Source organism: Mesorhizobium australicum (assembly GCF_900177325.1).
Classification (GTDB): domain Bacteria; phylum Pseudomonadota; class Alphaproteobacteria; order Rhizobiales; family Rhizobiaceae; genus Mesorhizobium_A; species Mesorhizobium_A australicum_A.
Genome location: NZ_FXBL01000004.1, coordinates 1431346 through 1445429 on the forward strand (window position 1 = coordinate 1431346; position 14084 = coordinate 1445429).

Here is a 14084-nt window from a genome sequence, read left to right on the forward strand (position 1 = left end):
CGGCTTCCCAATATCGCCCCCCCGGATCGAGATTGCCGCTTTTACACCGCCATTGCCATGAAGTATGGAGCGGCATGACCAACAGTCCCGCCCCCGCCAGGTTTGCCCATGTCACCGACTGGGTGTTCGACCTCGACAATACGCTCTACCCGCATCACACGAACCTGTTCTCGCAGATCGACGTCAAGATGACGGCCTATGTGGCGGAATTGCTGAAGCTGTCGCGGGAAGATGCGCGCAAGCTGCAGAAGCAGCTCTATCTCGAATACGGAACGACGCTGAACGGCCTGATGGAACTGCACAGCATCGATCCGGACGATTTCCTGCAGAAGGTGCACGACATCGACTATTCCTGGGTCCAGCCCAACCCCCTGCTGGGCGAGGCGATCAAGGCGCTGCCCGGCCGCAAGTTCATCTTCACCAACGGTGACCGCGGCCACGCGGAGCGCACGGCCCGCCAGCTCGGCGTGCTGGACGAGTTCGACGACATCTTCGACATCGTTGCGGCGGGGCTGATGCCGAAGCCGGCGCGCGGCACGTACGAGAAATTCGTCGATCTGCACAAGATCGCCGGCCCGAGCGCAGTGATGTTCGAGGACTTGGCGCGCAACCTCGTCGTGCCCAAGGCGCTCGGCATGACGACGGTGCTGATTGTGCCCAACAATTTCGAGCCGACCTTCTCGGAAATCTGGGAGCGCGACCCGGCGCTCGACGACGAGGTCGACTACGTCACCGACGATCTGACCGGTTTCTTGCGTACCATATTGGGACAGGCGTCGGCTTGAAGCGGTTCACCTCCGTCGAGGCCCGGATCGACGCCGCCGCGCACCGCGTGCTCGACCGGCTGCCGCAGGGCGGCGTGTCCGGCGCGCTGGTCGAATTCGTCGTCTTCGGGCTGAAGCAGGCCTGGGCGTGCCTGTTCGGTGGCGCGCTGCTTGCCATCATGATCGCGACCGCGCTCGTCTGGCCGCAGTATGCGCCGGTCGAGCGCTACGATTTCCTCTTCCTCGCGGCGTTGTCGATTCAGGCAGCCCTGCTGGCATTCAAGCTGGAGACGCCGAGGGAGGCTGTCGTCATCCTTGTCTTCCACCTCGTCGGGACGGCGATGGAACTGTTCAAGACGAGCGCCGGGTCGTGGATCTATCCGGAGGAGGCGTTCTTCCGCATTGCCGGCGTGCCGCTGTTCTCGGGCTTCATGTATGCGGCGGTCGGCTCCTACATCGCCCGGATCACGCGCATCTTCGACATGCGCTACACCGACTATCCGTCGATCGCTGCGACGGCCGTGCTGGCGGCCGCGATCTATGCGAACTTCTTCCTGCACCATTTCATCTTCGACGCGCGATGGGGCCTGTTCGCTTTCGCCTTCGTGCTGTTCCGCAAGACGCGGGTGCACTACCGCGTCTTCCGGCACACCCACCAGATGCGGTTGCTGGTCGGCTTCCTGCTGGTCGCCCTGTTCATCTGGTTCGCCGAGAACATCGCGACCTGGTCGCGGGCGTGGATCTACCCCTCACAGGCCGACGGCTGGACGCCGGTCTCCCTGTCGAAGCTCGGCGCCTGGTATCTCTTGATGATCATTTCGTTCGTGCTGGTGAGTCTCGTCCACCGGCCGCGCGGACCGGACTGGCAGACCAGCAACGCCGACCGGGCCTAGTGCTGGTGTCCGTCGCCGGCGGTCGCGGACTTGGCCGGCGGGGTGGGTCAGTCGTCGGAGAGCGTGAGATCACCGGCCCTGACGGAAATCGCCGCGCGCCGCCGCGCCAGCGCGTCAAACTTGCTGTTCGATGCCGTAGAATGCGCGGATTACATCCCACGCCTCGTCGGCGGTGTCGGCATAGTCGATGATATCCTGGTCGCCGGGCGAGATCGTGCCCTGCTCGGCGAGGAAGTCGAGGTCGATCGCGCGCGACCAGAAATCGCGGCCGAAGAGGATGACCGGCACGCGCTCCATGCGGCCGGTCTGGATCAGCGTCAGCGTTTCGAAGAACTCGTCCATGGTGCCGAAGCCACCGGGGAAAATCGCCACCGCCTTGGCGCGCATGATGAAGTGCATCTTGCGGATCGCGAAATAGTGGAAGTTGAAGCAGAGCTCCGGCGTGACGAAGAGGTTGGGCGCCTGCTCGTGCGGCAGCACGATATTGAGGCCGATGGACGGTGCGCCGACGTCCGCCGCGCCCCGGTTGCCCGCTTCCATGACGCCCGGCCCGCCGCCCGTCACCACGACGAACTCGCGGTGATAGGAGCTGGCCGAGTGCTCGGAGCAGAGCCGGGCGAACTTGCGCGCCTCCTCGTAGTAGTGGCTGTTGGCCTTGAGGTTCTTTTCCTGCGTCTCGTTCTTCGCCGCCCAGGCTGGGCCGCCCGGCTCGGGAATGCGCGCGCCGCCGAACAGGATCACCGTCGAACGGATGCCGCGCTCCGTCAGGATCATCTCCGGCTTCATCAGCTCGAGCTGCAGGCGCACGGCGCGCGTCTCGCGGCGGGTGAGGAAATCCTCGTCGTTCCAGGCGAGCCTGTAGGTCGTCGCGCGCGTCTGCGGCGTGTCGGGAACCGCCTTGGCGCGCTCCAGATCCTCGTCGGAGTGAGGCAGCGGCGTCCAGCCGTTCTTGTCCATCGGATTCATCAGCAGTTTCCTTGCCCCGACCGTCTCTGTCCGTCTTGGATTTGCCGTGGGACCACAGTCCGGCGACGGTCGAAGCGCAATTGACCCCACTATGCCCATGACATAGGTTCCGCGCGATTTCAGCCTAGCCGTCCAGCCGTTAACGGAGTGTTTTCCATGTCGAAGCCCGATCTGACCTCCCTCGAAAAGACGGTGGAGGCCGCGTTCGAGGCGCGCGACGGAATCAGCACCTCGACCCGCGGCGAGGCGCGCGAGGCAATCGAGACGACGCTGGACCTGCTCGACAAGGGCGAGATTCGCGTCGCCGAACGCGGCGCCGACGGCGCCTGGCGCGTGAACCAGTGGATGAAGAAGGCGGTGCTGCTCTCCTTCCGGCTCAACCCGATGGAGATCATCAAGGGCGGGCCTGGCGACAGCGCCTGGTGGGACAAGGTCGCCTCCAAGTTCGACGGCTGGGGCGCAATGGACTTTGAAAAGGCCGGCTTTCGTGCCGTGCCCAACTGCGTCGTGCGCCGCTCGGCATTCATCGCCCCCGGCGCGATCCTGATGCCATCCTTCGTCAATCTCGGCGCCTACGTCGGCGAGGGCACCATGGTCGACACCTGGGTGACCGTCGGTTCCTGCGCCCAGATCGGCAAGCACGTGCACCTGTCCGGCGGCGTCGGTATCGGCGGCGTGCTGGAGCCGCTGCAGGCCGGCCCGACGATCATCGAGGACAACTGTTTCATCGGCGCCCGCTCCGAAGTGGTGGAAGGCTGCATCGTGCGCGAGGGCTCAGTGCTGGGCATGGGCGTCTTCATCGGCAAGTCGACCAAGATCGTCGACCGCGCCACCGGCGAAGTGACGTATGGCGAAGTGCCGCCTTATTCCGTCGTGGTGGCGGGAACCATGCCGGGCAAGCCACTGCCCAACGGCCAGCCGGGACCGAGCCTCTACTGCGCGGTCATCGTCAAGCGGGTCGACGAAGGAACCCGCTCGAAGACGTCGATCAACGATCTCCTGCGAGACTGAGCGATGGGCGGCCTGTCGGCGCGGCAGCTTCTCTGGCTCTTCTTACGGTTGAACGGCCGCATTAGTCGCGCGGCCTATCTTCTGGCGGGTCTCCTCGCAAATCTGGTGCCCGGTTTCCTGCTTTACCGTTTCACTCTGGCACCGGTCGAGAGCCAGGCGGCTGATTCCTGGGCGGTGGCCTTTTTTCTTATAGGCCTGCTCTCGGTCTGGAGCATTTTCGCATTGAGCGTGAAACGGGTGCATGACCTCGGCAAGCCAGGGCCGTACGCGCTTGCGCTTTTCGTCCCTGTGATCTCCTACGTGGTGTTTATCGTCCTTTGCGTGATGCCTGGCGATCCTGCGCCGAACCGCTACGGCGCCGAAACCAACTCGCCGGGGTGACGCGATGCAGTCCGGTCTCGACACCTCGGCGCGCTACAGGACGATCGACGCCGCCCGGGTGATCGCGACCGCCGAACTGCTCGAGGCGCGCATCGCCGACCGCTTCCCCGAATCCGGCCTGCGTAGGGTGGCGGTCGAACTGATCTCGCTCGGGAAGGACATCGCCCGCGAGGCCACGGAGCTGGAGGCGCCGATAAGGTGGCTGCGCGTCATGACGGTGGCGACGATCCTGGTCGGCGTACTTATCATCGGCTTCGTGATGACGATCCTATCCTTCGACCGGATCGACACCGGCGCCTTCGATTTCGTGCAGGGAATAGAGGCGACGCTGAACACGCTGCTCCTGGTCGGGCTCGGCATGATCACGCTGACCCAGATGGAGGTACGGGTGAAGCGTCGCAGGGTGTTTACCGGCCTGCACGCGCTGCGCTCGATGATCCACGTCATCGACATGCATCAGCTGACGAAGGATCCGGCGGCGCTTTCCGAGGCGTTCCAGCCGTCGACGCATTCGCCCAAGCGAACCCTGAGCGCGCCGGAACTCTCGCGCTATCTCGACTACTGCTCGGAGATGCTGTCGATCACCGGCAAGTTCGCCGCCCTCTACGCCCAGTCCGTCAATGACGACGTGGTGGTGCGCGCCGTCAACGACGTCGAGAGCCTCGGCAGCAACCTGTCCCGCAAGATCTGGCAGAAGATCGTGATGATCGCCGAGCAGTCCGGCACGCTCCGTCGCCCTGGCTGAGCCTGCCGCCTGAGGGTGACTATCGCCCGTCACGCCCAGGTGGGCCCTGTTCCTCAGCCGGATTCCGGCCTGTTCCTTCAAGGTCAAGTCTTCGGGCTCTCCCGGTCAAGACCGCATACCCCCGCGGCCGCTAGGCTTTCGGCGGACATGCCCCGCTGCGAACGCACGCGACCGTTTGCTCGGCACATGTCCGCCAGAACGCAATAACAACGAAGGGGAATGTCATGAGCATAGATTTCAACCTGAGTGCTGAACAGATAGCGCTCCGCGACGGAGCGCGCGCCTTTGCAAACTCGGTGCTGAAGGACGTTCGCAAGACGATCGCGCAATATTCCAAGCCCGACGAGCGCTTTTATTCAACCAAGCCGTTTTTCGGCCAGGGCGTCGAGGCGGGCTTCGTGAAGGCGCTTCTCCCCAAGGAGGTAGGCGGCTCCGACATCGCGACGCTCGACTTCGCGCTCGCCACGGAAGAACTGGCCGCCGTCGACGTCAACGTCCCGACTGCCATGTTAGGGAGCGGCCTTTGTATCAAGCCGGTGGCGATGTTTGGAACCGAGGAGCAGAAGAAACGCTTCCTCACCGATTTCGCCGACGATGGAACGCGCTTGGGAGCCCTGGCCTTCACGGAGGTGACCGGCGGCGCGAACTTCGATTCGCCCGATCCGCGGTTCGGCGTCAACACCTTCGCGACACTGGAAGACGACGAATGGGTGATCAACGGCCATAAGCACTACACCACCAACGGCACCGGCTGGGACGGAAACAACTGCCATCTCTATGCGGTCGTGTGTAGAACGGACCCAAGCAAGAACGCCGAGGAATCTCTCGCGGTGATCATGGTGCCGGGCGCCACTCCCGGCGTTCGGGTCACGGAGATACTCGATACGGCCGGCCACCGTGCGACGATCTCTCCGCGGATGGCTTTCGAGAATGTGCGAGTGCCGGCAAACAACATCCTGGGTAAGCCGGGCGACGGGATCAAGATCGTTTCCACGAATTTCGCCTGGACCGCGGCCCTGATCGGCGCTGCATGCGTCGGCGTGATGCGGGCCGCCTACGATCACGCCTTGCAGTTCGCACGCGAGGACTCGCGTTCAGGGCCTCATCCGATCATCGAATATCCGACGGTCGGCTACATGCTTGCCGATATCAAGATGAAGATCGAAGCCTGTCGCTACCTGACCTGGAAGGCCTGTCATCAGTACGACCAATCCAAGGGGGCCGAGCACGAGCTTGCGGTGATGACGAAGGTGTTCTGCTCGGAAACCTGCGTGAACGTCGTTTATGATACGATGCGCCTGGTCGGCGTGGACAGCTACACCGATATGCATCCGCTTGCCGAGCTGATGAACGACGCCATGTGCTTCCCGCTCTATGACGGTGGTAACATGGGTGCCCGTCGACGCAACCTGCACAGCATCATCAAGAGCCCATCCTACAGCTCGCTGACGGCACCTTACGCGACCTTCAACGCGTAGGCCGCGCCTGCAAGGTTGCCGGGGGGAGTTGTACCCGATCGAACCGATTCTGCTGGAAAGGGAACCGATCAGGTTCGACATCTCCGGCAGCCTCGCAGGACATCGAAGCCGCCAAAGAGGAAGAGAACGAGCGGCATGCGCGTCGCCAACGGGAAGGCGCCCGCGAGGAGGGCTTATGCCGGTAGGGCTTGCTCCCGCGTCAAAGTTCCCTGCTTTGGTGCCTGTAGTCCCTTGGCGGAACGCCGAAACGCCGTCGGAAAGCCCTGCTGAAAGAGGACATGTCGTTGAAGCCCCAGCGGAAGGCCGCTTCCGAAATCGTGAGGCATTTCCCCTCGCGCAGGTCGGATGCGCACCGTTCGAGGCGCATTCCCAGGATGATCTGCCCGAAGGTCTCGCCGTGTTCCTCCAGCAATTTGTGCAGGTAGCGCGTGGATATGCCGAAATGAGCGGCAACCTTGGCGGGCGCTATCTCCGGATCGGCAAAATTGAGCCGGACATATCCGAGGATAGAATTGCTCAGGGCCGATCTGAAGGTTCGGTTCCGACCGTCATCGCGATCGGGCCCGGAGGCGCGCAGCGACATGGCAGCAAGGTCGACGATCGACTTCGTCATGTCGGTCGAGCTGTGGCGAAAGCTCTCCGGGGTCCGGGCAACCGAGGCGAGGAAATCGACAACGATCCGGCCGATCGGCGTCCGGCCCGTGACCGTGCGGACCACGAGATCGTGGCCGATATGGGAATCGAAGATATGCTTCGGGATCTTGAACGAGTATTGCTCCCATTCGTCGCTTACATAGTCGAGAAGGAACGGTTCTGACGAGTCGACGATGGTGAACTCACCGGGCGTCGTAACGGCGGTCCGGCCGGCCTGGGTAACGCGGCAGGTGCCGGCCACCTGCAGATTCAGGAAACAGTAGGCATCCGCGTCGCGACGAATGCCTTGCGGTGTGCGTGCGATGGTCTGTTTCAGCGAAGAGATGTTCGAAATGCCGATGCCGTCAAACGTATGATCGGTGACGGTCCCGAGGAAATCCGTCTTGAACGACGGTTCCGGGTTGAGCGCGACATAGACATTGCACAGAACGTCCCGCCAGTAGCTGAAGCGTTCCGTCGTCCTGATTTCCGCCAGATCGAAGGTCTTCACACCTACGTCTCCACGTCCTTGCGGGAACACCGGGAAGTCGCGTGAAATAAAGCAACAATTGTGCCAAGGGCGTGCGCCCCACAGCATTTTTCACGTCCCATCAATGTCCCGATCAGGCGAGATCGGACGCGTAGAAGCCGGAACCGACATAGAGCAATGGCACACCTGCGGCCTTCGCGCCGCCTCGGTCTTCGTCTTCACGTCATGCATGATATCCAGAATGCGCCCGGCTATCAACGCATCCGATGCGGGGCGCCCTCAGGCGGCGACGCCGGGACCGTAGGGAGTGATGTCGACGCGGTCGCGGCCGGCGTTCTTGGCAGCGTAGAGTCGTTCGTCCGCCTGGCGGTACAGATCGGCAAATGTCGCACGGCTGTCGAAGGTGGTGCCCCCGATGCTGATCGACAGGCGGTGCGGGCGGCCGTGCGGGGTAAAGGGGACGGAACTGACGGCCGCGCGGATGCGGTCCGCGACGATCGCGGTGCGGGCGGGATCGAGGCTGGGCAGGAAGACGCCGAACTCCTCGCCGCCGAGGCGGCCGACGAGGTCGATCTCCCGCACGGAGGACTTGATCGTGACCGCGATCAGCTTCAGCGCCTCGTCGCCTAACTCGTGGCCGTAATTGTCGTTGACCGCCTTGAAGTGGTCGACGTCCACGACAAGGAACGCGCCGCTGCCGAGATCCTGCTGCTTCTCGACCCGTTCGAGATAGCCGTCCACAAGCGCCGTGAAGGCGCGGCGGTTGAGGCAGGAGGTGAGGGGGTCGGTCGCGGCGACGTTCATCAGCTCGTGATGAGCGATCGACAGCTCGCGCAGCTTGCTGAGCAGGAAGTAGAAGATCGGCGGCGCCAGGACAAACGGGATGAGGAAGTTGTTGAGCGGCTTTTCGCCGAGCTGCCACGTCCCGGTCTCGAACGAATAGGAGTCGATCGCGAAGGCAGCGGCGATGCAGAACAGCGTGCCGACGATCGTGCCGAGATAGACCCGCGCCTTGCCGCGCGCGGACAGGTCCAGGCGATCGAAGCGCATTTCCGTTCAACTCCCACTTGGTTCGACTCTCTCATGCCCCGGTTAAGGCATGATAAAGGTATTCCTTTGGCAGCGGTGCTGAGCCATTGCAACCTGTCGCTGGCATCGTGACAGATGCCGTCCTTTGGACTAACGCTCGTGCAATGAGCTTGCCCACCGATCCCGCCGCCAACCTCGCCGCCTTGATCCGCTGTCCCTCGGTCACACCGGCCGAAGGCGGGGCTCTGACCGCGCTTTCCGGGATGCTCGCGCCGCTGGGCTTTTCGGTCGAGCGGCCGGTTTTCATCGAGGACGGCACTCCCGACGTCGAGAACCTCTACGCCCGGCTTTCCGGCAACGGGCCGCATCTGATGTTCGCCGGCCATACCGACGTGGTGCCGCCGGGCGACGAGCAGGCGTGGACGCATCCGCCTTTCGCCGCCGAGATAGCGAATGGCGAGATGTATGGCCGCGGTGCTGTCGACATGAAGGGCGGCATCGCCTGTTTCGTGGCGGCGCTCGCCCGCCATGTCGCGGCGCGGGGCGCGCCGAAGGGATCTGTCTCGCTGCTGATTACCGGCGACGAGGAAGGCCCGTCGATCAATGGCACGTCGAAGCTGCTCGAATGGGCGGCGGCCAAGGGCGAAACCTGGGATGCATCCATCGTCGGCGAGCCGACCAACCCAGAGCGGTTGGGCGACGCGATCAAGATCGGCCGGCGCGGCTCGATCTCCGGCACGATCGTCGTGCGCGGCGTACAGGGTCATGTCGCCTATCCGCACCTCGCCGACAATCCGGTGCGCGGCCTCGTCTCGCTGGTCGAGGCGCTGCTCCACCCCGTCTTCGACAAGGGAACGGCCGATTTCCAGCCGACCAATCTCGAAGTGACGACGATCGACGTCGGCAATCCGGCGACCAACGTCATCCCCGGCAAGGCGACGGCGACGTTCAACATCCGCTTCAACGACAGCTGGACCGCCGAGACCATCCAGGCCGAGGTCCACAACCGCCTCGACCGCGCCGCGCGCAAATCGAAGCTTCGACCAGGCAAGACGGAGCCGGTGGACTACGAGCTGGTCTGGCGCGGCCGGGCGAGCCCGGTGTTCCTGACCAGCAACGACAAGCTCATCCGCACCCTGAGCGGCTCGGTCGAGGCGGTGACGGGGCGATATCCCGCGCTCTCCACCTCGGGGGGCACGTCCGACGCGCGCTTCATCAAGGACTATTGTCCGGTGGTGGAGTTCGGCCTCGTCGGCAAGACGATGCACATGGTGGACGAGCGCGTGCCGCTCGACGATCTCGAAATGCTGACGCGCATCTACGAGCGCTTCCTTGCGGACTGGTTTGCCTGACATGCCGAGCGGCGAAGAGATACAGACCTATTTCGCCGGCGCCTGGCGGCTGATGATGGGCAAGCCGGACGGCGTGCGCGCGCTCGACGTGTCGGCCGACGGGTTCTGGAACTCGTTCTATGCGATCGTCGTGGCGGTTCCCGCTCTCGGGGTGGGCTGGGCGGCGCTGGCGCTCGACCTTGCGGACTATGGGCTTGGAAGCCGCCTGTCGATCCTGCTGCGGCTGGCCGTCATCGACGTTACCGCCTGGGTGCTGCCGCTGTTGTGCCTCGGCCTGATCGCACGGCCGGTCGGCATCCTCGACCGCTATCCGCATTTCGTCGTGGCGAGCAACTGGGCCTCGGCGCTGCTGGCCTGGCTGATGCTGCCGGCGACGCTGCTGAACCTCTTCAGCCCGGCTGCCAGCGAGTTCAACGACACCGTCTCGCTGATCGTCTTCATCATTGCGCTGGTGCTGACCTGGCGGCTGACGAATGCCGTCCTGGCCAAGGGAGCCGCGGTCGCGAGCGCGGTCTTCTTCGGCGTGGTCTTCGCCGGACTGTTCCTGATCTTCTTCCTCCAGAGGCTGTTCGGCCTCGACGGGGCTCAGTTCTCGGCCGGGTAGTCGACCTTGACGAGATAGAGCCCGTCGGGGGGCGCGACCGGCCCGCAGCGCGAACGGTCAGCCGCCTCCAGCGCCTCCTTCACGTCCGGCGGCGTCCAGCCGCCTTCGCCGACGCGCTTGAGCGTGCCGGTCATCGAGCGGACCTGATTGTGCAGGAAGGACCGTGCCGAGGCACGGATTTCGATCACGTCGCCGTCGCGCGTGACGTCCAGCCGGTCGAGCGTGCGCAGCGGGCTGTTCGCCTGGCAGTGCGCCGAGCGGAAGGTGGTGAAGTCGTGCCGGCCGACGAGGTGCTGCGCGGCCTCGTGCATGGCCGCCGCGTCGAGCCGCTTCGGCACCCACCAGGCGCGCTTCGCCTCCAGAGCCAGCCGCGCCCGGCGGTTGATGATGCGGTAGAGATAGTGGCGGGCCATCGCCGAGAAGCGGGCGTCGAACTCGTCTGCGACCTTGCGCGCGGCGAGGATCGCGACCGCGTCGTTGGCGAGGCCGAGATGCGCGTTGAGCGCGTCGCGCACCCGGTCCGCCGGCCAGTCCCTGGCAAGGTCGACATGCGCCACCTGGCCGGAGGCGTGAACGCCGGCATCGGTGCGCCCGGCGCCGCGGATCGAGACCTCGTCGCCCGAAAACGCCTTGATCGCGTCCTCGATCGCCTCCTGCACCGAGCGCTGGCCGGCCTGCCGCTGCCAGCCGGCGAAGGCGCTACCGTCATATTCGATGTCGAGCCGGTAGCGCGGCATCTCAGAGATCCGAAAAGGCAGGGGCGTAGACGAGCCGGCCGGTCGTCGGAGCCTCGCCCCAGGCGAGCGCCTGCAGCGCCTCGCACTGGTAGTCGCTGACAAAGCCGGCGGCGCGCTCATGCGCATAGCCGAAGCGGCCGTAATAGGCGGGATCGCCGAGCACGACGGACAGGCTGTCCCCGCCGTGCGTCAGCGAGGCGTGCGCGTGCTCGACCAGCGCCGTCCCGATGCCGCTGTCCTGTCGCTTCGGTCTGACGGCGAGCGGCGCCAGGGCGACCGCCGGAACGCGGCCCTCGTCGGCTTCCACGAAGAGGCGCGAGAACAGGATGTGTCCGACGATCTCGCCCTCCTGCGTTGCGACGAGTTCGAGAACGGCATCGCCGTTGGCGACGAGAGCGTCGACCAGATCCGCCTCCGCCGCCTGGCCGAAGGCCTGCAGCTCGACCTCGCGGATGCCGGCGCGATCCGACGCCAGTGCCGGGCGGATGACGAGGCCGCGGATCATGACAGCCGGTCTCCCCGGGCGAGGCGGACGCCGCGCAGGAAGTCTCGTGCCGTCATCGGCTTGCCGCCGGCACGCTGCACTTCGACAAGACGAACAGCGCCATCGCCGCAGGCGATAGCGAGATCGTCGTCGAGCACCTTGCCGGGCTGCCCCGCGCCGTGCGACAGCGTCGTGCGCAGCACCTTCAGCCGTTCCGCCTTGCTGTTGACCATAATCTCGCACCACGCGCCGGGAGCGGGCGAGAGCGCGCGGATCGCATCGTGCACTTCGCGCGCCGGACGCGCCCAGTCGATGCGGGCTTCCGCCTTGTCGATCTTCTTCGCATAGGTGACGCCGTCGGCCGGCTGGGGCGAGAGTGCAAGCTCGCCCCGCTCGAGCTTCGCCATCGCCTCGACCATCAGCGCCGCGCCTGCCTCGCTCAGGCGGTCGTGCAACTCGCCGCCGGTCATGTCGGGACCAATCGCGACACGGGCAGTCAGGGCGACAGGGCCGGTATCGAGACCGACGTCCATCTTCATGACCATCATACCTGTTTCGGCGTCGCCTGCCATGATCGCGCGCTGGATCGGCGCGGCCCCGCGCCAGCGCGGCAGGAGCGAGGCGTGGCCGTTGAAGCAGCCGAGGCGCGTGCCCTCCAGGATCGGCTTCGGCAGGAGCAGGCCGTAAGCGACGACGACAGCGGCATCGGCGTCGAGTGCGGCGAACGCCTGCTGCTCGGCCTCGCCCTTCAGCGAGACGGGGGTGCGCACGTCGATGCCGAGCCCTTCCGCCGCACGGTGGACGGGCGAGGGGGTCAGTTCCAGCCCGCGCCGGCCGGCAGGGCGAGGCGGCTGCGAATAGACGGCGGCGATCTCGTGCCCCGCCGCATGCAGCGCGCGCAGCGTCGGCACGGAGAAATCCGGCGTGCCCATGAAGATCAGTCGGAGCGTCATCGCGGCCTTCGTTCACCTCGTTGCCGCCGCATCAACAGCCTCGGCGCGCGAAGGTCAACCCGTCCGGCCGGTCAACCCCTGACGGCGGCGACGTGACGGGAAAACTCCGGCGTCTCCATCAGCGCCTTGCAGCGGGCGAAGCGGTTGTCGGCATAGGCGCGGAAATCGTCGGCAGGATTGCCGTTGGCGAGCTGGATCAGGCCCCATAGCGTCCACAGAAGGTCGCACATCGCCTTGTAGATAACGACGCGTCCGCGGTCGTTGGCCGACGGTTCGCCGCCGAAATAGGCGCGCAGCATCTCGTCTTCCTGTGCCGTGTCGAAGCCGCCTTCGACGGAAAGGTCGCCGAGATCCCACATCGGGTCGTTCATGCCCGAATATTCCCAGTCGACGATCCACATCCGTTCGCCGGTGTCGAGGAAGTTCTCGCAGAGCGGATCGCAGTGGCAGGCGACGATCGGCAGCGGATGCGCCGCAAGTGCGGCGCGCACCGTCCCGTCCGCTTCGCGCACCACGTCGTGATAGCCGGCGGGCAGGTTGACGTCCTTGGTCGACAGCACCTTTAGGTAGTCGTCGATCATCGCGAACAGTTCGAAGCGGAACGGGAACACCGCGCCGGAAGTGTGAAGCTTGCGGAAGGCCTCGCCGGCGCGAGCGGGGCTGCCGGGTCGGGTGCGGAACTCTTCCGGCGACATTGTCACCCCGTCCGCAAGGAAGCGTGTCACCATCACGCCGGTGGCGTCGTCGACATGCAGCACCTGTGGTGACACCCCGGCCCGGGCGGCTTCCCGCGCCGCGACTGCCTCGTTGGCGCGGCTGATATACTCCTCGGTGCCCTTGCCCGGAATGCGCAGACAGAACTCGCCGGCCCGATAGACCCGGTTGGTGAGACCGCCCATGCGCTGGAGGGGGCCCGTGTAGCCGGCGAGGGCGGGAATGGAGGCGATGGCGGCGCGAACGTCGGCGAGGTCTTCGGTCATGCTGCGGCCCGGCTGATCATGCGCAAACCATAGACCAACACCGCCCCCTTTGGACAAGGGGGCGGCGGTTCATCTCCATCAGGAGAAAGGTCCGCGATCAGTAGCCGCCGGGTGGTAGATAGGTGAGTGCGCCGCGGATGGTGACGTTGCAGCCCGGGATACCGAGGCTGTTGGCGGTGCCCGACATCGTGACCGTCACTGTATTGGCGACCACCGCCGAGATCGAGAATTGCGTGTTGATCGACGGAATGGCGACAGGGCGCGCGAAGATGTTTCCCGCGACGCTGACCCGGCCCGCGCCGCGCAGCGTCGGCGTGGCATCGGCGTTGGAAAGCAGCAGCGACCCGTTGGTGCTCATGATCGAGAGACGTTCGGGCGTCGTCTCCGCGCCGACATTGGCGAGGTATTCGACGACGAACGATTCGGAGATATCGTATTCCGCCATGCAGAGGCCAGTATTCGTGCGAGCGGTAATGACGACGATGCCCTTGAACAGCTTGGCCGCGTAGGCCTCGCCGGCGCCGGTGAGCGCGGTTGCCAGGACGACGCTGGCAAGAAGGGACTTGCGGCCGATGGACATGTGA

General features: G+C 65.2%; 16 protein-coding genes. 8 read left to right on the top strand and 8 right to left on the bottom strand.

Annotated elements, in window-relative coordinates; genetic code table 11:
• The first annotated feature begins 74 nt into the window (after positions 1-74).
• Together B9Z03_RS09365 and B9Z03_RS09370 are read left to right on the top strand one after the other, a co-directional pair.
• Positions 75-785, top strand: coding sequence for a pyrimidine 5'-nucleotidase (locus B9Z03_RS09365; protein WP_085463965.1), 711 nt, complete (start codon positions 75-77; stop codon positions 783-785).
• A complete protein-coding gene (locus B9Z03_RS09370) occupies positions 782-1657 on the top strand; it encodes a DUF817 domain-containing protein (RefSeq protein ID WP_085463966.1) in 876 nt (291 codons plus the stop codon). Before B9Z03_RS09365 ends, B9Z03_RS09370 begins: the two co-directional genes overlap by 4 nt.
• A 114-nt stretch (positions 1658-1771) precedes the next feature.
• Here the strand turns inward: B9Z03_RS09370 and B9Z03_RS09375 are convergent, their stop codons facing one another.
• Positions 1772-2623: an LOG family protein gene (locus B9Z03_RS09375; protein ID WP_139832212.1), complete on the bottom strand. Its 852-nt coding sequence runs from the start codon at positions 2621-2623 to the stop codon at positions 1772-1774.
• Positions 2624-2779: 156 nt separating this feature from the next.
• On the opposite strand from B9Z03_RS09375, the gene dapD reads away from it, so the two are divergent.
• The 4 genes from dapD to B9Z03_RS09395 all read left to right on the top strand — a co-directional run bounded on the left by dapD (position 2780) and on the right by B9Z03_RS09395 (position 6238).
• Positions 2780-3634, top strand: a complete 855-nt coding sequence (gene dapD, locus B9Z03_RS09380) for a 2,3,4,5-tetrahydropyridine-2,6-dicarboxylate N-succinyltransferase (RefSeq protein ID WP_085463967.1) — start codon at positions 2780-2782, stop codon at positions 3632-3634.
• A 3-nt stretch (positions 3635-3637) separates the two neighbouring features.
• Positions 3638-4015, top strand: a complete 378-nt coding sequence (locus tag B9Z03_RS09385; protein ID WP_085463968.1) for a DUF805 domain-containing protein — start codon at positions 3638-3640, stop codon at positions 4013-4015.
• Positions 4016-4019: 4 nt separating this feature from the next.
• Complete coding sequence (locus B9Z03_RS09390; protein ID WP_085463969.1) at positions 4020-4760, top strand: hypothetical protein; 741 nt, start codon at positions 4020-4022, stop codon at positions 4758-4760.
• A 224-nt stretch (positions 4761-4984) separates the two neighbouring features.
• The gene (locus B9Z03_RS09395; protein WP_085463970.1) at positions 4985-6238 is read left to right on the top strand and encodes an acyl-CoA dehydrogenase family protein; all 1254 of its coding nucleotides are present in this window, start codon (positions 4985-4987) and stop codon (positions 6236-6238) included.
• 199 nt (positions 6239-6437) lie between these two features.
• Here B9Z03_RS09395 and B9Z03_RS09400 read toward each other — a convergent pair whose 3' ends face one another.
• Both B9Z03_RS09400 and B9Z03_RS09405 read right to left on the bottom strand, forming a co-directional pair.
• Positions 6438-7382 carry a helix-turn-helix domain-containing protein gene (locus tag B9Z03_RS09400; protein WP_244561704.1) on the bottom strand — a complete coding sequence of 315 codons (945 nt, stop codon included), beginning with the start codon at positions 7380-7382 and terminating at the stop codon, positions 6438-6440.
• Between the two features lie 258 nt (positions 7383-7640).
• Positions 7641-8411 carry a GGDEF domain-containing protein gene (locus B9Z03_RS09405; RefSeq protein ID WP_085463971.1) on the bottom strand — a complete coding sequence of 257 codons (771 nt, stop codon included), beginning with the start codon at positions 8409-8411 and terminating at the stop codon, positions 7641-7643.
• A gap of 143 nt (positions 8412-8554) precedes the next feature.
• Between B9Z03_RS09405 and dapE the strand changes: the two genes are divergently transcribed.
• Positions 8555-9742 (top strand): succinyl-diaminopimelate desuccinylase, encoded by a 1188-nt coding sequence (gene dapE / locus B9Z03_RS09410; protein ID WP_085463972.1) that lies wholly within the window; start codon positions 8555-8557, stop codon positions 9740-9742.
• Between the two features lies 1 nt (position 9743).
• Entirely contained in the window at positions 9744-10346 is a 603-nt protein-coding gene (locus tag B9Z03_RS09415; RefSeq protein ID WP_085463973.1) for a transporter, read from the top strand.
• Here B9Z03_RS09415 and truA read toward each other — a convergent pair.
• The 5 genes from truA to B9Z03_RS09440 form a co-directional block, all read right to left on the bottom strand.
• Entirely contained in the window at positions 10328-11083 is a 756-nt protein-coding gene (gene truA / locus B9Z03_RS09420) for a tRNA pseudouridine(38-40) synthase TruA (RefSeq protein WP_085463974.1), read from the bottom strand. The two genes, B9Z03_RS09415 and truA, sit on opposite strands and share 19 nt — an antisense overlap.
• 1 nt (position 11084) lies before the next feature.
• Positions 11085-11585 carry a GNAT family N-acetyltransferase gene (locus tag B9Z03_RS09425; RefSeq protein ID WP_432417031.1) on the bottom strand — a complete coding sequence of 167 codons (501 nt, stop codon included), beginning with the start codon at positions 11583-11585 and terminating at the stop codon, positions 11085-11087.
• Positions 11585-12520 carry a methionyl-tRNA formyltransferase gene (gene fmt, locus B9Z03_RS09430; protein ID WP_085463976.1) on the bottom strand — a complete coding sequence of 312 codons (936 nt, stop codon included), beginning with the start codon at positions 12518-12520 and terminating at the stop codon, positions 11585-11587. The genes B9Z03_RS09425 and fmt overlap by 1 nt, the downstream gene beginning before the upstream one ends.
• Before the next feature lie 71 nt (positions 12521-12591).
• A complete protein-coding gene (locus tag B9Z03_RS09435) occupies positions 12592-13500 on the bottom strand; it encodes a phosphotransferase family protein (protein ID WP_085463977.1) in 909 nt (302 codons plus the stop codon).
• A gap of 97 nt (positions 13501-13597) precedes the next feature.
• The gene (locus B9Z03_RS09440; RefSeq protein ID WP_085463978.1) at positions 13598-14080 is read right to left on the bottom strand and encodes a hypothetical protein; all 483 of its coding nucleotides are present in this window, start codon (positions 14078-14080) and stop codon (positions 13598-13600) included.
• Positions 14081-14084: the final 4 nt, after the last annotated feature.